This is a genomic window from Streptomyces sp. NPDC048417 (assembly GCF_040651615.1).
Lineage (GTDB): Bacteria > Actinomycetota > Actinomycetes > Streptomycetales > Streptomycetaceae > Streptomyces.
Genome location: NZ_JBEZKI010000026.1, coordinates 1 through 21,801 on the forward strand (window position 1 = coordinate 1; position 21,801 = coordinate 21,801).

Consider the following 21,801-nt stretch of genomic DNA (forward strand, 5'->3'; position numbering starts at 1 on the left):
GGACCCCCTGTTCAGTAGCGATGGCTCGCCAAGAGCCTAGCCCGCAGTTTTCAGCGCGCGCGGCATCCTGCGATCAATCGCGGGTCAGGCCGTAACCGCGCGCGCAAGACCGAGTGCGAGGGGAGACGCAGTCGTGACGGACGCATCGGAGCGGACGGGCGACCCGGAGGACGGCAATGACCAGGCCGGAACCCGGGATCGAAAGCCGTTCGAGCCGGACGCGACCCTGCATCTGAAGGTCGACGGCCTGCGTGCGGAGCATGCTCTGCGGGAGAAGGGCGACGACGCTCAGCGTGCGCAGGAGGTCGCACGGCAGAAGGCGGAGGCGCTGTGGAACGAGCTGCACGCCCTGCGGGCCGAGAAGGCCGACGCCGCGAAGGCGGCGGAGGGCGCGGGCGACATCCCGGCACCCCGTGCGGGGGAGCGGCGGAAGAAGCCGGATCCGCCGAGGCATGACGAGACCCTGCATCTGAAGGTGGACGCCCTGCGGGCGGACGTCACGATGCAGATCCGGGTGCCCGAGCAACGGCAGCCGGAGCCGGAGGCGGAGTCGGCGGCCTCGGGCGGCCGCGCCGAGCGGCGCCGCAGCGCCCGCCCGTCGCCGCGTGAACGCGTGCTGGCGGCGGTGGCGAGACTCCGGGCCCTCGTGGGGCCCCGACTCGCGCCACTGGCCCCGTACGCGCGGAAGCTGCGGCCGATGTACCCGCGGCCCGGCCGGACCGGCTGGCGGCGCTGGATGCCGTCCTGGCGCCAGTGGCTGGGAGGCTTCTTCGTGAGCATCGGCCTGACCGGGCTGTTCCTCGTCGTCGCCTACGCGGCCACGGACATACCGTCCAACCTCAACACGTACGCCACCCAGCAGGACAATGTCTACTTCTGGTCCGACGGGACGCCGATGGCCCGGACCGGCTGGGTGCAGCGGCAGGACATGCCGCTCAAGGACATACCGGTGGACGTGCGCTGGGCGGTGCTCGCGGCGGAGAACGAGAGCTTCTACTCCGACCCCGGTATCTCCGTCAAAGGCATAGCCCGGGCCCTGTATCGCACGGTCGGTGAAGGGGACACCGAGGGCGGGTCCACCATTACCCAGCAATATGTGAAAAACGTCTATCTGACACAGAACCAGACGGTGAGCCGTAAATTCACCGAGGCGATGATCTCCCTCAAGCTCGACAACAGGATGAGCAAGGACCAGATCCTGGAGGGCTACCTCAACACCAGCTGGTTCGGCCGGGGGACGTACGGCATCCAGCGCGCAGCCCAGGCCTACTACGGCAAGGACGTCGGCCAGCTGAACGCCAGCCAGGCCGCCATGCTCGCCTCGCTGCTCAAGGGCGCCGGGCTCTACGACCCGACGCTGAGCAAGGCCAACCACAAGCGGGCGGTGGAGCGCTGGTCCTGGATCCTGGACCGGATGGTCAAGATCGGCAAACTGTCGCCGGCCGAGCGGGCCACGTACAAGACCTTCCCGGAACCGATCAAGAACAACAAGGTCTACGACACCGGCAGCCAGAGCGACTATCTGGTCGAACTGGCGCAGCAGTACGCCAAGAAGTCCGCCCATATCTCGGACAAGCAGTTCGACCTCGGCGGGTACCAGATCTACACGACCTTCGACCGCAAGAAGGAGGACACCCTCACCAAGGCGGTCATCAAGGCCCGCAAGGCGGCCAAGGAGAGCGACCCCGAGCTCGCCGGGGCCGCGCACTACGGCGCCGCCTCGGTCGCCACCGACGGCCGGATCGTCGCCGTGTACGGCGGACCCGACCACCGTACGCAGGGCTACAACGAGTCCAACTCGACCACCGTCCCGGCCGGTACCGCCTTCCTGCCCTTCGTCTATGCCGCCGGGCTCCAGAACGGCGTCCACAAGGAGCGCGGCGGGGCCGCCACGCCGGTCACCCCGGAGACCCTCTACGACGGGAACGACAAGATCCCCGTCACGACACCGGACGGGCCGTACTGGGACCGCAGCGGCAAGAAGGTCCACGCGAACAACGACGACGGGACGTCCTATGGACAGATCAGCCTGGGCCAGGCCCTCGCCCAGTCCGTGAACACACCGTTCATGCAACTCGGCATGGACACCGGGCTCGACCGGGTGCGGTCCACCGCGGTGGCCTCCGGGCTGCTCTCCGACAGCATCGGGGCACAGGTGCCGACGCTCTCCATGGGCAGCTCCACGCCCAGCGCGATCCGGATGGCGAGCGGCTACGCCACCTTCGCGGCCGGCGGCAACCACACCGAGCCGTACTCGGTCGCCAAGATCACCCGCAATGGCCACCGGGTCGTCCTCGACACCCCGCAGCCGACCCGCGCGGTCCGCGACGACGTGGCCGAGGAAGTCCAGCAGGCGCTCACCGAATCGTTCCGCCTCGCGCACCCGACCGCCTCCGCCAGTGCCGGGGCGGCGGGCAAGGCGGGTACCACCCACGCCACCGGCAAGGACACCGCCTCCTGGTACACCGGCACGGCCTCGTCCGTGACCACGTCCGTCGTCGTCTACCGCATCGACCTGAACAAATCCCTGGAGCCGCTCCCGCTCAAGGGCCTCGCCGGCACCGGCGACGACAACGTCCCGTACGCGGTCTGGGCACAGGCCATGGGCCTTGACTGACCACCGAAGCCCGAAGCTCCCCACATCACCCGCAGAATGAGCCCCGCATGAAGCCCCGCACGAAGCCGACAACCGGCGGCCACCGCCGCAAGGCGCCCGTCCGTGACCGCCGTCCAGCCCGCCCGGAGTTCCTGACCCTGGCCGCCTTCCTCGTCGTCGCCTCCCTCGTCGCGGGCTATCTGGTGCTCACCAGACAGGACGACACGGCACCCACCGCCGCCGGCACCAGAAAGGCCTCCCCGTCGGCGTCGGCGAGCCCGAAGTGGGACGGCAAGACCAAGATCCTCGGGGACGGGTCGACGTCGTACACCGGGCCGCAGACCGACCAGTTGAAGCCCGAGAAGCTCAAGCCGGGTGAGAAGCCGCCCCAGTTCGTCGTCTTCTCCTGGGACGGCGCCCTGGAGGGCGACGACCATCTCTTCTCGCACTACCGGGAGATGGCCAAGGAGTACAACGCCCACATGACCTTCTTCCTCACCGGCATCTACCTGCTGCCCAAGAGCAAGAAGTCGCTCTACACCGGGCCGATGCACTCCCCGGGCGACGCCGCCATCGACTACGCCACCGACGCACACATCCGCACCACGCTGGAGCAGCTGCGCGAGGCCTACAACCAGGGCAACGAGATCGGCACCCACTTCAACGGCCACTTCTGCGAGAAGAAGGGCGGCGGCGAGTGGAGCGTCGCGCAGTGGAAGAGCGAGATCGACCAGTTCTACAAGTTCGTGGAGAACTGGAAGACCAACACCGGCTTCAAGGACATCCCCGCCCTGCCCTTCGACTTCAAGCAGGAGGTCGTCGGCGGCCGCGCCCCCTGCCTGGAAGGCCAGCCCAACCTGCTCAAGGCCCTGCAGAAGTACGGCTACAACTGGAAGTACGACGCCAGCTCCCCCGGTGACTACCAGATATGGCCGTCCAAGAAGAACGGCCTCTGGAACTTCCCGCTGGAACTGCTGCCCTACGGCGACAACATCCAGGCCCTGTCGATGGACTTCAACTTCCTCTACAACCAGTCCAACGGCGAGGTCGACGGCGACTCGTCCCAGTACGCCACCTGGGAGCAGGAAACCGTCAACTCCTACATGAACGGCTTCAACCGCGTCTACTACGGCAGCCGGGCCCCGCTGTTCATCGGCAACCACTTCGAGGACTGGAACGGCAGCATCTACATGAAGGCCATCGACCAGATCATCCCGAAGATCTGCACCAAGAAGGGCGTCAAGTGCGTCTCCTTCAAGGAGCTGTCCGACTGGATGGACGCCCAGGACCCGGAGACCCTCGCCCGGCTGCGCTCCCTGGACCCGGCGCAGGCCCCGGCCGACTGGTCGACCATCGTCAAGTGACCACGGCGCGGTGACCACGGCGCAGTGGCCACAGCGGGTGACACGGTTCAAGTACCGGGCACGGAAAGCGATTCCCAGATGCAACCCCCTTCACAGGAGCCACACATGCCGTGCGAAGATGCCGTCGCCCGGTAGGTGTACCGGCGTAGAGGGGAAACACCATTGAAATCCAGAAAACTGAGCCGTAAGCGCAGCCGTACGGCCATAGTCACGGCGGCGGCCGCCTCGGTCGTCGCCGGCGTCGCCCTCGTGCCCAACTGGAGCGCGGGCGCGGCCGTCGTCGACGACCCGACCGTGGACGCCGCGACCAAGGCGACCTTCCAGAAGCTGGCCGACGCGGTCTTCACCGACCGCACCCAGGCCCTCGTGCGCGGGGCCACCGCGAAGCAGAGCACGTCCCGCTTCTCCGGCGACGTCCGCCTGTCCAGCACCCAGTCGCGTGACGAGAACTCCGCGCTGACCCAGCTGCGCGGCCGCCAGGACAACCTCGCCAAGCTCGGCGAGACGTACAGCGCCGGCAACACCCGGGTCACGCTCGACGCGACCCGCGTCACCGGCCGTACCGCCAAGGCCGACGTCACCGAGACCACGACGCTGACCTACGCGAAGGCCACCGGCGACGCGCCGAAGACCACCGGCTTCCAGTCCCACCACGAACTGACCTTCAAGGCGGACCAGCAGGGCACCTGGCAGCTCACCACCATCAAGGACACGGACGACGGCGGCCTCGCCGTCAACACCCTGTCCAAGCCCTCGGTCAAGGCGCCCGCCACCGGCGACGACGGCGACACCATGCCGAACGCCGCGCGCGCGGCGACCACCCGCAACCCGGTGGCCGCCCCGAAGACCAGCACCACGTACGACTACAAGGCCATGGCGGCCTACGCCGAGAAGTACTGGAACGTCTACAACAAGGACTACCCGGACTTCAACGGCCACGCGGACGGCGGCGACTGCACCAACTTCGTCAGCCAGTCCCTGAAGGCCGGCGGCTGGAAGCACGTCCCGGGCTACGTCTACGACTACACGAAGTGGTTCGGCACCGCCGACATCCAGTCGGACTCCTTCGTCGGCGTCAACGAGTGGTCCTGGTTCGCCCAGAACTCCAAGCGGACCACCCCGCTCGCCAACGTCTACCAGCTGGAGGTCGGCGACGTCCTCCAGATGGACTTCGACCGGGACGGGTCCAAGGACCACACGATGATCGTGACGTACAAGAGCAACGGCATCCCGTACGTCACGTACCACTCGAACAACACCCTGCGCCGGTCGGTGGCGAGCCTCGTCGCGTCGTACCCGAACGCGTACTACTACGCCTACCGCACCTGATCACCGGAGGTGATGGCCCGCTGCTCCGCCTCGGGGTGGCGGGCCCGCCAGTACGGGTTGTCGTGCGGCAGGTTCGTACTGACCCTGCCGTACATCCCGAACACCATCAGCACGATGCCCACCACGAAACTGAACAGCACGTTCTGGATCCTGAAGGCCAGGAAGTTCGAGTCCGTGTCGAGCAGGCCCAGGAACAGGAAGCCGTTCAGGATGAACAGCACACCGAGCACCATGTTCAACGTGGACGCGAAGTTCCCGCCGATCACCATCCCGACGAACAGCAGGACGCCGACACAGATCGACAGCACGCTCAGCGCGCCGTTGGTGTTCAGACCGATCGCGGTGTTGCCGCCGGTGTCGAAGAACCCGATGTTGTTGGTGAGCCCGAGGATGCCGAAGGCCAGCAGGAACAGGCCCATCAGGGCCGCCCCGATCCGGTAGACCCTGTTCAGGCGGTGGTCGACGGGCAGCGCCTCGTCGAACATGATCCGCCGCCGCGTCCCCGGGTGCGTCACGTGTGAGGCCATCTCCGCCTCCTGATCTCGAATGCAGGTCGCCTACCCAATATCCGCCCGCGCCGACCGGTCGGCAACGGCTCACGGATGCCCGGTGCCCCGGTCCTCCCGGATCTGCCCGACCACCCGCGCCACCGACGCCCGTACCGCTTCCGTCTCGGTCAGGAAGTGCCAGTAGTCGGGATGGCGCCCCTCCAGCGTCCCGACCGCCCGCTCCAGCCGGGCCACCGCGTCGTCCAGGGGCCGCGCGTGCCGCGGATCGGGACTGTTGCGTCCGGACATCGCCAGCCGCTGCGCGTCCCGGATCGCGAACCGGGTCCGCTCGATCTCCGCCTGCGGATCCTTCTGCACGGCGTTCAGCCGGGCCAGCCGGTCACCGGCCGCCGACACCGCCTCGTCGGTGCCGTTCAGCAGCGCCCGCACGGTGGACAGCAGCGAGGTGGCGTCCGCCCACTTCTGCGCGTCCCGGGCGGCCTGCGCCTCCTTCAGCTTCTGCTCGGCCTGCCGGACGTTCTCCGCGGCCTGCCGGGGCACCTGCTGCAGATCCTGCCAGCAGGCGGCCGAGAACCGCCGCCGCAGCTCGCTCAGCACCGGGTCCACCTGCCCGGCCCGGGTGGTCAGCGCCTGCGCGCGGGTGCGCAGACTCACCAGCCGGTGATCGATCTCGGCGGCCTTCTCCGGCAGCCGCTCCGCCTCGACCCGGATCGCCTCGGCCTCCCGCTGCACCCGCCCGGCCCGCTCCAGCGTGGCCTGCACACCGTGCTGTCCGGCACCCTGGTTGAGCTTCGTCAGCTCCGGCGCGAGCGCGGCCAGCCGAGCCGCCGACTCATCGGCCCTGATCGGGGTCTTCCGCACGGCATCCAGCGCGTTGCTGGCCGCCAGCAGCGCCTGCCGGGCCCGCTCCACGGCCGGCGCGAGCCGTGCCAGCTGCGTCTCGGCCTTGCCCAGCAGCGGCCCGAGCGACTCCCCGAACCGGTCCAGCTCCCCCTTGACCCGGACCAGCTCGTCCTTGGCCCCGGAGATCTCCCCGCGCGCCCGCGCCGCGACCGCGGCTTCGAGATCGTCCCGGTCCAGGTCGTAGGCGTCGATGGCCTGGATGTACCGGTTGCTGACCTCGTCGATCCGCCGCCCCAGCGCCTCGAAGTCGGAGACGGCACGACGGGCGGCCGGCGTGTCGTCGACGGCGGAGATGGTCTCTATGGAGATCCGCAGATCCCGCTGGGCGGTGTCCAGCTCGTAGAAGGCGTTGGCCGCGGCGTCCTTGGCCGCCTGGGCCTCGGCCCGCTGGCTCTCCGCGCGCCCGCCGAACCACCGCCGGGTACCGCCCCCGGCGAACGCCCCCGGCACCACGAGCACGGCGAGCAACGGCAGGCTCACGAGGGTGACAATGTCCCAAAGAGGAGTGCGTCGGTCCCGCTCGGGGGGCGAGTACGACTGCTCGGATGCCGCCGAAGTCGCCGATGTCGCCGTCACTTCTCCCTCTCCCGTGCCGCGGTGCGCCCCAGTGTGCTGGCGGTGCTCACATTCTCCCACCAGTGAAAGACGAACACACGGGCCGGTCAGTTCGCGGTTCGCGGGATCGGTCCGCGGTACTTCCCGGCCGGTTCGGCCCGGATACGGGTTTGCGGGACAGCGCCTTGGGCAATGTAGGCTGTCGACTCGTCTCGGGTGCGTAGCTCAGGGGTAGAGCGCCTGCCTTACAAGCAGGATGTCGGCGGTTCGAAACCGTCCGCGCCCACGTCGTGAGAGGACCCCGGCCGATGCGGCCGGGGTCCTCTCACGTTCTCAGGCCTCCTCGCGCGCGTGCTTGAGGTGGCTTCGGGCGTTCACCCGGTCCGTTGCCGTGACCTCCGCCCAGAAGCGGTGGCCGCTGACGAAGACCGCGAGTTCGTGTTCGCGGCGGCGCAGCTTCTCCACCTCGGCCTGTTCGTCCTCGGTCCAGCCCGGGGAGGCGGGGCGCTCCACCTTGCGCCAGCCGCCGCCGTCACTGAATCCGTCCAGCGGCTCGACCGACCAGGGGAGCCGCTTCAGCAGGGCCGACAGCTCGGCCCGGACCTGGTGCAGCTCCTCCTGACCGGCGAGGAGGTCACTCGGAAAGTCATAGGTCGCAGCCACGCGGCAATGGTACGCCTGTTCGATTTTGGGTGGCGAGCTGGTTCGTGGGGTTCATGTGTTCGAGTAGGGGGTGGGTGGAGCGCTACCGCCGCCCCCTACGGTCGCCCCAACTCCACCCGGACCGTCAGGTACGTCTCTCCCGGCCCCGGAGGCCGGTTCCAGGGGCGGGTGCGGAAGGTGTGCAGGCGGCCCCGGGTGAGCGCGAACCGTGGCAAGCCGACGTGGAGTTCGGCCGCGAGGGCCTCCAGGGCGCGGCGCTGCCGGCCCTCGGCCGGCAGCGCCGCGTCCGGCGGGGAGAGGAACGCCTCCGGTACGGGACCCCGGATGTCGGCCGCGGTGTCGCGGAGCGTGCAGCCGTACCGTTCCTCGCCGTCCTCCGCGACGGAGAGGTGGAAGACGGCCGGGCGCCCGTGGCCGGATTCGCTCCATACCGTCACCACGCGGGTGCCCGCGGAGGCGGCGAGGCCCGGGGAGACGAACCACCGTTCGTCGAAGCGCCCGCCCGGGCTCGGTGCGAAGGCGAAGCTCCAGCCCGGGCCCGCCCGGCCCACGGCCATCAGCGGCTGGTCCGCCCAGGGGGGAGTGTCCGCACCGCCCCGGAAGCGACTCCGCGCCTCCCACAGCGTCGACGGGTCGTTGAGGACGGTGGCTTCGCCCTCGCCCAGCAGGGCCGGCAGCTCGGCCGGTGCCACCCCCTCCACGAGCAGGAAGCGGTACGACGTCAGGAAGTTGCCGGGGTCTCCGTCCGCCGCCCAGGCCAGGCCCGGCGGTTCCAGGTCGGCGGTGCGCGGCGGGGCGTCGCCCGGCTGTCCCGCCCGGGGTGTGGCCAGCAGTTCCCGGCCGCGCTCCGGGGTGATCAGGGGGCCCAGGAGCGGGTCGGCGCACAGGCCGATCGGGGCGAGATGGTCGGCGCTGAGCGGACGCCACTCGGGCAGCGCGGCCCGCAGGGTGTGCCAGGCCGCGTCGGTCTCGCCCCAGCGTGCCTGTTCACGGGCCTCTTCGACGGCGCGGCCGAAAGGGCCCTCGGCGGTGTAGCGGAAGGTGCCCTCCCGGACCTGGCGCAGGATCCCGCCCGCCGCCTCGCGCACCGTGTCCGAGGCGCCGGGCAGGTCATAGGGCGACAGCTCCTGGTCCCGGCGCATGCGCGCGTGCTCGGCCAGGAGCACGGGCACGACCTCCGGGACGTACACGGGGTCGGCCGCCAGGCCGTGGAAGTACACCATGTACGTATGGCCGAGCAGCCGGCGGATCTGGTCGCGCAGCCCGGCCGCCCGCGGCCTGCCGTACGACAGCGCTTCCGCCAGCGCGGTCTCGGCCTGTTCGTACCGCCCGCCCAGCGCGTCCAGTCGCGCCGCCTCCACGGCCGCGTCCTGGGCCCGCGTGGTGGCGTTCGCGAACTCCGTCCCCGTCCGCTCCGAGCCGCTCACCGCGAGGCTGTGGAACTGCCGGTACATCGCCGCCATGAACGCCCCGAACGAGCCGTACCGCGTCGGCTGGTCCCCGTGCCAGGGCGCCCAGGTGTACACGGCCCACTCGCCGGAGGCGTCCGCGTCCCCCGGGTCCAGCAGGACGTAGGTGGCGTCCGACTCCACGTCCACCTGCAGCGCCCGCCCCCACATCCCGGCCAGGAGCGACGCGTCCTCGTGCCACCGGGCCTGCTCGGTGCCGGCCAGCAGCCAGACGAAGCCGCCAGCGTGGCGCCAGCCGTCGGTCACCGCGAGGAACGTCCGGTACGACGGCGGCAGCCGGTGCCCGAGCCGCTCCTCCAGCGCGCGTATCCGCTCCTCGGACGCGGGCGGGAAGCCCAGCCACCGTGTCCGTAACGGCTCCTCGTCCCGCGCCTGCCGCTCGCCCTCCGGCGTGTCCGCGTCCTGCGCGTCCGCCCACTCCTGGCTCCACCGCGCCAGGAGCGACCGCCATTCCTCGATCGTGTCCGTCATGCCGGTGATCCTGGCAGCCACCACTGACAACGCCCCGCCCTCGGGTGAGAGCCTGGAGGCGGAGATCGCGTTCCCGCTGGGCGGGAGAACGGAGCAGGGGACAGGATGAACGGGCAGCAGTCGACGTTCGTGAAGGTGTGCGGGCTCACCCAGGAGCAGCAGATCGACTGGGCCGTCGAGTTGGGGTACGACGCGATCGGGATCGTGGTGACCCCGAAGAGCAAGCGGTACTGCCCGCCCGGGCGGGCCCTGGAACTCGCCGGGTACGCCCGCGGCCGGATCCCGGTCTTCGCCGTCGCCCTGACGTACGCCGAGACGGCCGAGGTCGCCGGGCACGTCGACACCGTCCAGATCTACGAGACGGCCGCCGTCCCGAACCTCGCCCTCGCCTCCGGCACCCCGCCCGAGCGGCCGGAGGCCCTCCAGTACTTCTTCTACGACGCCAGCGCGGGCAGCGGCGTGTTCGCCGACATCCCCGCCTGGGTCGCGGATGTGCCCGGGAAGGTCGTCATCGCCGGCGGCCTCGACGAACACAACGTGGCCGGGGTCGTCGAGGCCTTCGGCCCCTACGGCGTGGACGTCTCCAGCAGTGTGGAGACCGCGCCGGGGGTCAAGAGCCGCGAGAAGATGGCCGCCTTCATCGCCGCCGCCCGGACCGCCGGGCGGGACAGCCGCTGAGCGCTCCGCCCGAGGCGCGGTGATGTGCCGTCGTTCGGCTGCGGCGCCGTCGTGGCCGGTCGTGTCCCGCGCCCCTTAGGGGTGTAGCCGGACCGCAGCCGACCTCGCCCGACCTGCTCAGTGCCCGGCTTCGCGCAGCTCCCGCACGATACGGGCCGTCACCGGCACGGGTACCCCGTGACGGTCCGCCGCCCGCAGCAACGCGCCCCCGATCGCGTCGAGTTCGAGGGGGCGGCCGGCCTCCGCGTCGCGTTGCATCGAGGACTTGGCGGCGGGCGGGAAGGCGTCGTAGCGGGCCAGGGCCTGCGCCGGGTCGACCGGGGCGCCGCAGGCGCGGCTGACCGCGGCCGTCTCCGCGACGAGCGAGGCCAGTTCGTCGCGGTGCCGGGTGCGGGTCTCGCCGAGGGGGAGGCCGTAGCGGGTGGTGAGCAGGGCGAAGGGCGCGAGGAACGACATCTTCGCCCACAGGGCCGTGGTCTCGTCGTCCAGGACGCGGGCGGCGGGGCCGGCCGCGGTGAGGGCCCCGGCCAGGGCCTCCAGGCGGGGGCGGGGGACCTTGGCGCCGGTCAGGTCGATCTCCACGAAGGGGCTGGTGTGTTCGACCAGGCCGGGGGCCGGGCGGGTGGACTCGACGCGGATCACCGAGGGGGCCACGCGGTCGGGGGCGTAGCGGGCACGCAGCAGCGCGGGGTGCTCCACGCCGTTCAGGAACGGCACGAGGAGGGCGTCGCCGACGGCCGTGGGCGGGATCCGGGTGAGGGCCGCGTCCAGGGCGGTGGCCTTGACGGTGATCAGGACGGCGTCGACCGGTTCGCGCAGGACCGTGTCGGCCTCCACTGCGGCGGTGAAGTCGCCGAACAGGGTGCTGCGGACCTGGATTCCGGCGGTACGCAGGGTGCGGGCCGTCTCGTCGCCGGCCAGGCACAGCACGCGGTGACCGGCGCGGGAGAGCAGGGCCGCGAGCAGTCCGCCCACGCCGCCGGGACCGAGAACGGCGACGGTGAGCCGGGGGCCGGGTGCACTGTCAGGGCTGTCAGGGCTGTCAGGGCTGTCCGGGGAGTCCGGGGTGTCCGGGGTGTCCGGGGTGTCCGGCGTGTTCGGCGTGTTCGCCATGGGGTTGTCCTCTCGTCGGTCGGCCCCGGGAGCGGTGGCCGCCACAGGAGGATCCTCGCAGGAGGGAGGGGAGCTGCGGGAGACTGGGGACATGTGCCGGAGTATCAAGACCCTGCGTCCGCCTCAGCTGGCCGAGGAGGCCACCGAGGAGGAGATCCGTGCTGCCGCGTTGCAGTACGTGCGGAAGGTGTCCGGGTTCCGGGCGCCGGCCGCGCACAACCAGGAGGTGTTCGAGCGGGCGGTGGACGCGGTGGCGGCGGCCACCGCCGAGCTGCTCGGCGGGCTGGAGGTGCGGGGGCAGGCTGTACGCGAAGCCGCCGGTTGAGGCCGCTCGAGGCGCCGGGGGAGACCCGGGGCTCGCAGGCCGGTTGAGGTGTGGGGGAGGCCTGGGGCTCGCAGGCCGGTTGAGGTGCCAGGGGAGACCCGGGGCTCGCAGGCCGGTTGAGGTGCTGGGGGAGGCCTGGCGGAGGCACGGCTGCCCGTGGCCGATGCGGCAGGTGACGCGTCAGGCCGGGCGTCTTCGCATCAGGAACCCCGCTCCCGCCCCCGCCCCGAACAGCGCCACCACCGAGACCGCCGTCGCCAGCCAGGTCGCGCCCAGCCACTGGGCGCCCAGGTAGCCGAGGGCGACGCTGTAGACCGCCCAGGTCAGGCCGGCCAGGGCGGACCAGGGGAGGAATTCGCGGACGCGGCGGTGGGTCGCGCCGGCGCCCAGGGAGACGAGCGAGCGGCCGGCCGGGGCGAAGCGGGCGAGTATGACCAGCGCGCCGCCGCCCCGGGTCAGGGCCTCGCCGAGACGTTCCTGCGCGCTGCTCAGCCGCCGGGAGCGGGCGATCGCACGGTCCAGGCGGGTCCCGCCGCGCCAGGCCAGCCGGTAGGCGACCAGGTCGCCGAGGACCGACGCGGCGGCGGCGCAGAAGGTCAGCGCGAGGATATCGGGAAGGACGTGCGGGACGTGCCCGGGAGCCGCCCCGGTGCCCGCCGCCGCTGCCGTGGCCGCGGTGATGACCAGCACGCCGCTGGGCAGGACCGGCAGGAACACATCAAGCAGCACGGAGACGGCCACCATGGCGTATATCCATGGCCCGGCCTCCAGCGACCCCATGCTTTCCCACACGACGGTTCCCCCGTGATTGTCCAGTTGCGCCCCCCGACGTCAGCCATACAGCGTACGCGGGGGGTGTGACAGGAATTTCACGGGGGGTTTGCGGAATCCGCAAAGGATTAAACGGCCACCGGCGTGTCCCGGGCACCCGGCAGGACCGGCCGCTCTCCCGCCTCGGGGGCGGCCGTCCGGAGGATCGCCCGTGCGATCGCGTCGGCGTCCGACAGGGTCACCGAGTCCACGCCCGGCCGGGCGCCCGCCGCGGTCACCCAGTGCACGCCCTCCGTGGGCACGCCGAAGGCGAACCGTCTCGGGTGCGGCAGGCCGTGGCGGTCGATCAGCCGGTACGGGCGCGGTGTCACGTCCAGCCCCCCGGTCTCGTGGCCGTCCACCCGGTGCGGGCGGCACGCGCCCTCCCGCAGCAGCCCGGCCAGCAGTTCGTCGGCGGTACGGCGCAGGTCCGGCTCCGGGAGGCGGGCCTCTATGAGCGTGGTCACCCGGACCACCGAGCCGGGGACCGTCGGGGAGCGGGCCACCCACGCGCCGTCCGCCCGGTCCACCTCCAGGCCGGGGCCCAGCACCTCCACCACGCCCGCCGCCAGCAGCGCGCTCAGCTCCTCGACACGGCGGCGGGGCGGGCCGATGGACAGGAACGCGTTGAGCGGGGTGTACCAGTCGTCCAGGTGGGCCCGCCGGGACGCGCCGGTCAGGCCGCCGTGGTCGACGACCAGCCGTATCTCGTTGCGCAGGTCGCGCAGCACGTCCAGGGCCGCCTTGAGCGGGCCGCGCACATTGCCGAGGGCGGCCTGTGCCGCGTCCTCGCGGAGATGCCCGAGGAGCCAGTCGCGCCAGTCCGCCGGACCGGTGAACTCCCGCTCCCCGTACGGGTGCTGGAGGCGCTCCCAGCACCAGCGGTCCGCCGCCGGGACGCCGGACTCGTCGAGTACGGCGCTCTCCGCGCGCCGGCCGTCGGCCGCGAGGAAGCGCTCGGTGAGGCCCGGGTCGCCGGTCAGGGCGGTGTAGTAGACCGTCTCCACCTCCTTCGCCACCAGCGGCCAGACCTCGGCGAGGAAGTCGGGCGCCTCGCCGGAGTCCGCGCGTTTGCGCAGGCCCGCGATCACCTCGGGGGTGAGCAACAGCGGGCTGTGCCGGCCGTACGGGCCCTTGGCGTTGTCGCCGCGTGCCTGGTAAGGGACGCCCCGCCGGGAGCCCGCGTACAGGCGGGGCTCGCGGCCGGAGGGCGTGTAGCGCAGGCCGCCGGCCGGTGTACGGGTGAAGCGGCCGCCCCGGCCGGTGGTGAGCAGGGCGAGGTGGTCGAAGAAGTTGAGGCCGAGACCGCGCAGCAGCACCGGTTCGCCGGGGGCGATCGGGGTGAGATCGACGTCGGCCGGGTTGGCGGGCGGGATGTGGCGCAGGCCCTGCCGGGCGGCGTGTGCCACGTGGTGGCGGTCCTCGGGGGCCGCCGTCGCCGGGAGGTGGCCCTGGGCCAGCACCACCGCCGCCAGACCGGGCAGGGTGCGGCCGTCGTCGAGGGTGAGCGTCTGGCGGCCGTCGGGGGCGTCGGCGAGCCGTACGGCACGGGCGCGATGGGTCTCGACGCGGACCGCCTCCGGTGCCCGGGCGACCGTCCTCGCGAACACCCACTCCAGGTAGCGGCCGTAGTGGGCGCGGGTCGGGTAGTCGTCGGGGTCCAGTTCGCCGGCCGCCCACTCGTGCAGGCTGGGGCCGGGCCGGACCGGACCCGAGCACTCCACGCTGTCGTCGGTGAACAGGGTGACCTGGCTCGCCACGGTGTTCATCAGCAGCTCCGCCGGCTGCGCCGTACGCCAGACCCGGCCCGGGCCCGGCGGCGCCGGGTCGATCACATGGACCGTGAGGCGCGATCCCGGGGGCAGCAGCTGGGGTGCGGAGGCGCAGAGGCGTTCCAGGACGCTGGTGCCGCGCGGTCCGGCGCCGACCAGGGCGACGGCGACCGGGGCGGATTCCTGGGGCGAGGCAGACAAGGACGTGACTCCCGGGCGGGTGGGGGCGCTTGGCAGGAACACCGCCCGCACGGGATGGGGAAGCGGACGGTCCGCCTCATCATGCCGTCGCCATTAACAGAAGCCAACGCGCGCCCCACCCGCCTCGGATGTCCCTCATGGGGCGGTGAGGGTGGACTCCTCCACGGTCTCCAGGGTCCCGTTCCGCCGGGCCCGCTCCAGCCGCAGCCGGGCCGAACGGCCGTGCAGGGTCAGCGTCATGAGCTGGTTGCCGAACCACGGCCCGCCCCTCTTCCGCCACGTCACCGGAGGTCGCGCACAGCGTCCGTGCCGGGTGAACCGCCGGCCGAGGAACCGGGCCAAGGCGCTCCAGCCGAACCGGAAGCCGACCCGGATCGTCGGCGGCACGGAGTTGTGGACTGGCGAGCAGGTGAGTTGCAGCACACGGGAGGCGGGCCCGGTGCCGGCCGGCCACGCGGGCTCGGCGACGTAGGCGTGATGGACGTCGCCGGAGAGCACACAGATCGATGCGGGCGCCCCGGGGCCCGAGCCGGTGCGGGCGATCAGGCCGGCCAGTTCGGCGAAGGAGGCCGGGAAGGCCGCCCAGTGCTCCAGGTCGGCCGCGCGGCGCAGCCGCTCCCCGAACTTCGCCCAGCGGGCGCCCCGTTCGCCCCGGCACAGGGCCGCGTCCCAGTTCTCCAGGTCGTGTATGAGATGCGGCAGCAGCCAGGGCAGCGAGGTGCCGAGCAGGAGATGGTCGTACGACTCCCGGTCGGTCAGCGCCTGTTCGCGCAGCCACTCGGCCTCGCCGGGGTCGAGCATGGCGCGGTTGTGCTCGTCCAGCACCCGCGCGGCCCGGGTGTCCACCATCAGCAGCCGCACCCGCCCGAAGTCGCGCCGGTAACTCCAGCGCACCGAGGCGGGATCGGCGTCGGCCTTGGCCGCGAAGGCGCGCAGCTCGTCGGTGCCGTCGGGGGATGCGCGTACGGCCGTGTAGAGCGGGTCGGCGGCCAGCTCGGCCGGGGAGAGGTTCCCCAGGTGCTGGTACACCCAGTACGACATCAGCCCGCTGAGCAGCCGCTCCTGCCACCAGGGCGTGGCCCGCACGTCGGCCAGCCAGGCGGCGGAGGTGTTCCAGTCGTCTATGACGTCGTGGTCGTCGAAGACCATGCAACTGGGCACGGTGGACAGCAGCCAGCGCACCTCGGGATCGAGCCAGGACTCGTAGTAGAGGCGGGTGTACTCCTCGTAGTCCGCGACCTCGGCGCCGGGCGGGTCCGACAGGTCGCGGCGGGCGGCCAGCCAGTGGTGGGTCGCCGCCGAGGTCTCGTCGGCGTACACCTGGTCGCCCAACAGCAGCAGTACGTCCGGCCGTTCACCGCCGGCGGCGACGCGTGCGGCGAGGCTGTCCAGGGCGTCGGGTCCGACCGGGTCCTGGCCGTCGGCCGGGGGAGCGGCCCAGCGGCAGGAGCCGAAGGTCACCCGCAGTTCGTCGCCCTCGGCGGGAACGCCTATCACCGAGGGCGGGAAACGGGAGTCCGGGGGCGGCCACACCCGCGAGCCGTCCAGGATCACCTCGTACGACGACGAAGTCCCCGGGGCCAGCCCGGCGACCGTGATCAGGGCGTAGTGGTGGCCCGCCACCTGGAAGGTGCGCGCGGTGCCGCCGGCCCCGTCCGGGCAGTGGACCTCGGCGGTGCACGGACGGCTCGTCTCGACCCAGACGGTCGCCGACGAGCCGTCGGTGTACCTCAGCAGTGGTCCCAGGCGCAGTTCGGCCACGTTCGCCCGCCCTCTTCCCCGGTCGGTTAGCCTCCGTCGCCCCGTACGGTACGGAACGGCGGAGGTCGGCGGGGAGGCCGCGACGCGGGAAAGAGAGCGGGAAGGGGGGTGGAGCGTGGCCGAAATGCGGGGGAAGCGGGACCTTCTGTGCGCCCGGCTGTCTGCCGGGCTGTCTCACGGGTGGGTCAGCAGGCGGAGAGGTAGCTGGTGAGCGCGCTCTTCTCGGCGGAGTCGACCGAGAGGTCGTAGTAGTACTTCACCTGGACCCAGGCGCGGACGTAGGTGCAGCGGTACGACGTCAGCGACGGCATCCAGGTGGCCGGGTCCTGGTCGCCCTTGGACTGGTTGACGTTGTCCGTGACGGCGAGCAGCTGGGGGCGGGTGACGTCGTTGGCGAAGGACTCGCGCTGGGCGGTGGTCCAGTTGCGGGCACCGGAGTCCCAGGCCTCGGCCAGCGGCACGAGGTGGTCGATGTCGACGTCGGATGCGGCGGTCCAGGTGGCGCCGTCGTAGGGGGAGTACCAGCTGCCGCTGGTGGCGGTGCAGGCGGAGTTGGTGACGACGTTGGAACCGTCGCGCTTGAGGATCCACTCACGGGTGTTGCAGGTGCCGCTGATGGTGTCCCAGGTCGGGAACAGGTCGCGCGCGTAGCCGGTCCTGACCTCGGTCGCCACGGTGAGCGAGGCGAGGTAGGTGCGGGCGGTGGACGCGCTGACCGGGGTGGGGAGGGCGGCCGAGGCGCTCGGGGAGTTGAAAAGGGCGACGGAGGCTATCAGGCCGGTGAATGCCGCGAGTATGCTGAGTCGTCGACGCGCGTAGAACTTCGGCATGCGAACTCCCTGGTGGGGGTGGGGTGTTGGAGCGCGGGCGAGGGAATGCTCGCGCTGCCGTATTGCCGGGGGGTGAGCGTTGGGTAAGAAGCTAGTGACGTGTTCATGACACGACAAGATGTGGGACGTGACTCACAGGCGGGATCTTCGGCCTTGGAAATCGGTGCGGTGGTCACGTACCGTGGAGGGCGTTGAAGGGGAGTAGCTCTTCGCCGGACCGTCGACATACTGCTCAGCTCGTCTGAGCCGGCGCCCGGAGGCGGACCTCGATCACGAGGCCGCCAGCGAGACCTTCGGCAAGCAGTGCACGCCTGTGCCGTACAACGGCGCGGGTGATCCATGTGTGCTGCCGTGCCGAGGTGTCGTGTGTTCCGCGCGAAGTGCAGCACTCTCGGTGGGGTGGCCCCGACCGATTGAGGACCCTTGATCAGCATCACCGTGACGGCGCTCGTCTTCGGCGTCATCTTCCTCGCCGAACTGCCCGACAAGACCGCGCTCGCCGGCCTCGTCCTGGGTACGCGCTACCGGGCGTCCTACGTCTTCGCGGGCGTCGCGGCCGCCTTCCTCCTGCATGTCGTGCTCGCCGTCGCGGCCGGCAGTGTGCTGACCCTGCTGCCGCAGCAGATCGTGCACGCCCTGACCGGCGTGCTCTTCCTCGGCGGCGCGGCCGTGCTGCTGCTGAAGAAGGGTGAGGAGGAAGAGGAGATCCGCAAGCCCGCCGACCAGTCCTTCTGGAAGGTCGCCGGTACCGGGTTCACGCTCATCCTGGTCGCCGAGTTCGGCGACCTCACCCAGATCATGACCGCGAACCTCGCGGCCCGGTACGACGACCCGCTCTCCGTCGGCCTCGGCGCGGTGCTCGGCCTGTGGGCGGTGGCCGGACTCGGCATCGTCGGCGGCAAGGCGCTGATGAAGAAGGTGCCGCTGCGGCTGATCACGCAGATCGCGGCCGTGCTGATGCTGGCGCTGGGCGTGTGGAGCCTGTGGGAGGCGATCGCCGGCTGAGCCGGACGCGTCCCGCCGGGGGGTCCGGCGAGCTGAAGAGTCGTTGAACGGTCGGCGACGGAGGTGGCGGGATGGCCGTTCTGTTTTGTACCGTGGAGAAACAAAGTGGCTCCCGCCCGTTTTCCCTGACCGGCGGGCGGGGCCGCTCTGTTTTGCTTTGCCCGGCCTGCTTAGGAGCTGCCCGATGACGGCCACCGTCCTCACCGCCCGCGCCCTCCTGCTCGACATGGACGGCACTCTCGTCAACTCCGACGCCGTCGTCGAACGCATCTGGCGGAACTGGTCCGAGCGGCACGGGCTGGACGGCGACGAGGTCATGAAGGTCGTCCACGGGCGTCAGGGGCACGCCTCCATGGCCGTGCTGCTGCCGGACCGGCCGGTGCAGCAGAACCTCGCGGACAACGCGCGGATGCTGGCCGAGGAGACCGCCGACATGGACGGCGTGGTGGAGGTCCCGGGTGCCGCGGCCTTCCTCGCCTCGCTCAGCGGACTGCCGCACGCCCTGGTGACCTCGGCGGACGTGGCGCTGTCGACGGCGCGGATGGCTGCGGCCGGGCTGCCGCTGCCGGCCGTGCGGATCACGGCGGAGTCGGTGGGCGCGAGCAAGCCGGACCCCGAGGGCTTCCTGAAGGGAGCGGCCGAACTGGGCGTCGCTCCGGCAGACTGCCTGGTCTTCGAGGACTCGGGCGCGGGGATCGCGGCGGGGCGCGCGGCGGGGATGCGGGTGGTGGGCGTCGGCGCCCGGGCGGGCGTGCACGGTCCGGACGCGGTGGTGCGGGACCTCACGGGGGTGAGGGTGGAGGTCGCGGAGGACGGCTCGCTCCGGGTGCGCGTCGGCTGAGGTGAAGGGCGGGAGTGCCCCTGCGGCCGGTCGGGCCGCCGGCCCGGGGCCGGGCCGGGACGGGCGGTGTGCGGGGTGCCGGGCGCGCGGTACTACAAGCCGGCCGTGCGGGAAAGCGTCCACATGTAGTGCCATCTGTCCTCGCGCAGGCGATGGGTGCTGTTGTCGGCGAGAGCGTTGATCACGGCCCAGATGCCGCCACTGGTTCCGACCACGCCGACGGCGGACTCCAGCGCGGGACCGTAGACCGCCACGAGCGCGGCTCCCACGGTGCCCACCGCTGCGCCGCTGGCGGAAAGGAACCGCTTGTGTCTGGCCTGTTCCATCTCGGCCCGGGACGCGCGAATCTGTTCCTTGATCTCCAATGCCAGCTTGAGGAGCTGGCGTTCCGAATCGACAGCGTTCAGCGCCGGATCAAGGTCGAGCAGCTTCAGTCGGAGATAGTCGCGGAACGCGGAGTAGGAGTTGAACTCGCCCACCGTGATCCGGCTGAAATCACGCAGGCCGACCCCGTCGATGAACGGCAGTTCGATGGAGAGTATCGGTCGGATCAGCTGGCTCTTGATGGGGTCGGCTCCGGACGCATCGATGGCCCGGCCGTCCTCGATGAGGTAGTCGACCGCCCTTGCCCGCTCGGCCGCGGTCAGCTGTGTCGGTACTCCCCCGCGGGTCTCCACGAAGGCGGTCGAGTACGTCGGCAAGTACCAGGCCAGACCGGCTTCGAGCAGGGGCTGTGCGTCCAGCAGCCACTGGCCGAGGGCGTCCAGGTCCGGGCAGTGCATGCCGTAGCGGGTCGCCCGGTTGTTCTGGTCCACTATGTGCTGTAGCCCGAGTTGACCGTTGGCGACTGCTCCGCCCATGCCGCTGGTGTCTCGGACCGACCCTTGGGCACCGAGGAAGTGGATCGTGGCCGTGGGATCGTGGGCCAGCAGCAAGGTGTCGGAGATCAGTGCCGCCCGCTTGGTGACCTTCTCGAACCCGTGCCGATCGTCGCCGACCTGAAGTCCCAGATAGAACCGCGACCGGGTGCGGTTCTTGTCCTCGACGAGAGTCACTGACCGACTGCGTTTCCACAGGAACTTGCCGTACTCGACGGCCATCTGTTCGGCGTTGGAGTACCTGCCGCGCCGTACGCCGGAGAAGAACTGTTTCATCTCTCTGGTCACACGGTCGTTCTGAGAAGGATCCCTTCGCCTGAACATCAGGCCACCGCCCCCCGGCACAGGTCACCACGACTCACCTTGTGGCAGGTTAGTACGCTGGCCGGTGGTTTCCTCATGCGTTCGTACGAGATGCGTTCGTACGAGGGCGGCGCTGTCGATTCCCTACGGCTCGGTCGTCTCCGACTCCAGGGCCGCCCGCGTGGCCGTCCCGTACACCCCCGACTCGTCCGTCAGGATCCCCCGCGCCAGCTGGTACGTCCGTACCGCATCCTCCGTCTCGCGGTCGTAGTGGCCGTCGGCCTTCCCGGAGAACAGCCTCAGCTGCGTCAGCCGCAGCTGGAGCTCCGTCACCTCGGCGCCGCTGTCGCCGGGGCGCAGGACTGGCGCCGACGTGGGCTGCGCGGAGGCGGCCGTGCCGGTCGTCGACGCCGACTGGGTCGGCCTGGCCGAGCGGGACGCGGTCGCGGACGGACCCGGGCTCGCCGTCCGTGAGGACGAGGCCGTCGGCGACGCGCTCGTGCCGACGGGCGTGGACGCGGCCGGCACGGCCGACGCCGGCGCTGCTGCCGACGTCACCGGCGCCGCCGTCGAAGGCGACCCCGTGCTCGGCGTCACGTCGGGAACGCTCTCCCGGACATCCTGCGGCGCCGCCGTGTCCCGCGTCGGCGTCACATGGGAGAACAGGCCGCTCGCGAAACCTGCCACCGCGAGGATCCCGATCACCGCCCCGGCGATCGAGAGGACCAGCACCCGCCGAGGCCGGCGCCGACGGGGTTCTCCCTGACCGGCAGAGGCCACGGAGGCTTCCCCGGGCTCCCCACCGGCGCCCACCGCCTCCCGCACCACCTGCAACGGCACGGTCGCCGACTCGACCACCGGCAGCGCCCGGCCCTTCCCACCACCGTCCTCGGCCCCGCCGTCAGCCTCGGCCCCGCCCTCAGCCCCCCGGCCGCTGTCGGCCTCGGTCCAGGCCCCGGCCTGGCCGTCGGCTCCGACCCCGGCCCCAGCCCGGCCGTCGGCCCCGGCCTGGCCGTCGGCCCCGACCCCGGCCCGGCCGTCGGCTCCGACCCCGGCCTGGCCGTCGGCCCCGGTCCCAGTCCCGGCCCCGGAGAGGTCGACGTACGGGCGTATGCGCAGGGGGTCGAAGTCCTCTGCGGCTGCCTGTTCTGCCGTACGTGCGTCGCGCAGTGCGTCGGATGCCCGCCGGGTGCAGTCGCAGGAGGGGGTGTTGTCCCGCCCCCTCGGCGCCCCGCACTCCGGGCAAAGGTGGCCCCCGGTCGTATCCGTCACGGTGTTCGTCCCTCCCCTCACGCGCCTCGCGAACCCTCACGAACTCCACAGATTATGCGGGGCACCCACACACCGTTCGTCGGATCCCCTTGTTTCAGGGGGTGCGAAGAGGGCTCGACGGGCCATACCGGGTGACACCGTCCACGATGGAAG

At 71.5% G+C, this 21,801-nt stretch carries 18 protein-coding genes and 1 tRNA gene; 8 read left to right on the plus strand and 11 right to left on the minus strand.

Going from position 1 to position 21,801, the window contains the following annotated elements; all coding sequences use genetic code 11:
- Positions 1-502: 502 nt before the first annotated feature.
- The 3 genes from AB0D59_RS34940 (at position 503) to AB0D59_RS34950 (ending at position 5,289) form a co-directional block, all read left to right on the plus strand.
- A complete protein-coding gene (locus tag AB0D59_RS34940) occupies positions 503-2,617 on the plus strand; it encodes a transglycosylase domain-containing protein (protein ID WP_362574606.1) in 2,115 nt (704 codons plus the stop codon).
- Positions 2,618-2,664: 47 nt separating this feature from the next.
- Positions 2,665-3,960, plus strand: coding sequence for a hypothetical protein (locus tag AB0D59_RS34945; protein WP_362574351.1), 1,296 nt, complete (start codon positions 2,665-2,667; stop codon positions 3,958-3,960).
- A gap of 162 nt (positions 3,961-4,122) precedes the next feature.
- A complete protein-coding gene (locus AB0D59_RS34950; protein ID WP_362574353.1) occupies positions 4,123-5,289 on the plus strand; it encodes an amidase domain-containing protein in 1,167 nt (388 codons plus the stop codon).
- Here AB0D59_RS34950 and AB0D59_RS34955 read toward each other — a convergent pair.
- Both AB0D59_RS34955 and AB0D59_RS34960 read right to left on the minus strand, forming a co-directional pair.
- Positions 5,277-5,816: a DUF4383 domain-containing protein gene (locus tag AB0D59_RS34955; RefSeq protein ID WP_362574355.1), complete on the minus strand. Its 540-nt coding sequence runs from the start codon at positions 5,814-5,816 to the stop codon at positions 5,277-5,279. The two genes, AB0D59_RS34950 and AB0D59_RS34955, sit on opposite strands and share 13 nt — an antisense overlap.
- 69 nt (positions 5,817-5,885) lie before the next feature.
- Complete coding sequence (locus AB0D59_RS34960) at positions 5,886-7,193, minus strand: hypothetical protein (RefSeq protein WP_362574608.1); 1,308 nt, start codon at positions 7,191-7,193, stop codon at positions 5,886-5,888.
- 277 nt (positions 7,194-7,470) lie between these two features.
- Here AB0D59_RS34960 and AB0D59_RS34965 point away from each other — a divergent pair.
- Positions 7,471-7,542 (plus strand) — tRNA-Val (locus tag AB0D59_RS34965).
- A gap of 47 nt (positions 7,543-7,589) precedes the next feature.
- Here AB0D59_RS34965 and AB0D59_RS34970 read toward each other — a convergent pair.
- Positions 7,590-7,919 (minus strand): hypothetical protein, encoded by a 330-nt coding sequence (locus AB0D59_RS34970; RefSeq protein ID WP_362574356.1) that lies wholly within the window; start codon positions 7,917-7,919, stop codon positions 7,590-7,592.
- Positions 7,920-8,014: 95 nt separating this feature from the next.
- Positions 8,015-9,859, minus strand: coding sequence for an SMI1/KNR4 family protein (locus tag AB0D59_RS34975; protein WP_362574358.1), 1,845 nt, complete (start codon positions 9,857-9,859; stop codon positions 8,015-8,017).
- A 105-nt stretch (positions 9,860-9,964) separates the two neighbouring features.
- Between AB0D59_RS34975 and AB0D59_RS34980 the strand changes: the two genes are divergently transcribed.
- Positions 9,965-10,537, plus strand: coding sequence for a hypothetical protein (locus AB0D59_RS34980; RefSeq protein WP_362574360.1), 573 nt, complete (start codon positions 9,965-9,967; stop codon positions 10,535-10,537).
- Between the two features lie 117 nt (positions 10,538-10,654).
- Here AB0D59_RS34980 and AB0D59_RS34985 read toward each other — a convergent pair whose 3' ends face one another.
- Positions 10,655-11,650: a 2-dehydropantoate 2-reductase gene (locus tag AB0D59_RS34985; protein WP_362574362.1), complete on the minus strand. Its 996-nt coding sequence runs from the start codon at positions 11,648-11,650 to the stop codon at positions 10,655-10,657.
- A gap of 91 nt (positions 11,651-11,741) precedes the next feature.
- Here AB0D59_RS34985 and AB0D59_RS34990 point away from each other — a divergent pair, with 91 nt between their 5' ends.
- Entirely contained in the window at positions 11,742-11,975 is a 234-nt protein-coding gene (locus tag AB0D59_RS34990; protein WP_362574364.1) for a DUF2277 domain-containing protein, read from the plus strand.
- A gap of 180 nt (positions 11,976-12,155) precedes the next feature.
- Here AB0D59_RS34990 and AB0D59_RS34995 read toward each other — a convergent pair whose 3' ends face one another.
- From AB0D59_RS34995 to AB0D59_RS35010, 4 genes are all read right to left on the minus strand, one after another.
- Positions 12,156-12,767 (minus strand): VTT domain-containing protein, encoded by a 612-nt coding sequence (locus tag AB0D59_RS34995; RefSeq protein ID WP_362574366.1) that lies wholly within the window; start codon positions 12,765-12,767, stop codon positions 12,156-12,158.
- A gap of 107 nt (positions 12,768-12,874) precedes the next feature.
- Complete coding sequence (locus AB0D59_RS35000) at positions 12,875-14,758, minus strand: FAD/NAD(P)-binding protein (RefSeq protein ID WP_362574368.1); 1,884 nt, start codon at positions 14,756-14,758, stop codon at positions 12,875-12,877.
- Positions 14,759-14,893: 135 nt separating this feature from the next.
- The gene (locus tag AB0D59_RS35005; RefSeq protein WP_362574370.1) at positions 14,894-16,519 is read right to left on the minus strand and encodes an alkaline phosphatase D family protein; all 1,626 of its coding nucleotides are present in this window, start codon (positions 16,517-16,519) and stop codon (positions 14,894-14,896) included.
- A gap of 185 nt (positions 16,520-16,704) precedes the next feature.
- Positions 16,705-17,349 (minus strand): HNH endonuclease family protein, encoded by a 645-nt coding sequence (locus AB0D59_RS35010; RefSeq protein WP_362574372.1) that lies wholly within the window; start codon positions 17,347-17,349, stop codon positions 16,705-16,707.
- 423 nt (positions 17,350-17,772) lie between these two features.
- Between AB0D59_RS35010 and AB0D59_RS35015 the strand changes: the two genes are divergently transcribed.
- Together AB0D59_RS35015 and AB0D59_RS35020 are read left to right on the plus strand one after the other, a co-directional pair.
- Complete coding sequence (locus AB0D59_RS35015; RefSeq protein WP_362574373.1) at positions 17,773-18,354, plus strand: TMEM165/GDT1 family protein; 582 nt, start codon at positions 17,773-17,775, stop codon at positions 18,352-18,354.
- Between the two features lie 184 nt (positions 18,355-18,538).
- Complete coding sequence (locus AB0D59_RS35020) at positions 18,539-19,195, plus strand: HAD-IA family hydrolase (protein ID WP_362574375.1); 657 nt, start codon at positions 18,539-18,541, stop codon at positions 19,193-19,195.
- A gap of 92 nt (positions 19,196-19,287) precedes the next feature.
- Here the strand turns inward: AB0D59_RS35020 and AB0D59_RS35025 are convergent, their stop codons facing one another.
- Both AB0D59_RS35025 and AB0D59_RS35030 read right to left on the minus strand, forming a co-directional pair.
- Entirely contained in the window at positions 19,288-20,361 is a 1,074-nt protein-coding gene (locus AB0D59_RS35025) for a hypothetical protein (RefSeq protein ID WP_362574377.1), read from the minus strand.
- Between the two features lie 159 nt (positions 20,362-20,520).
- Positions 20,521-21,648, minus strand: coding sequence for a peptidoglycan-binding domain-containing protein (locus AB0D59_RS35030; protein ID WP_362574379.1), 1,128 nt, complete (start codon positions 21,646-21,648; stop codon positions 20,521-20,523).
- Positions 21,649-21,801 lie beyond the last annotated feature (153 nt).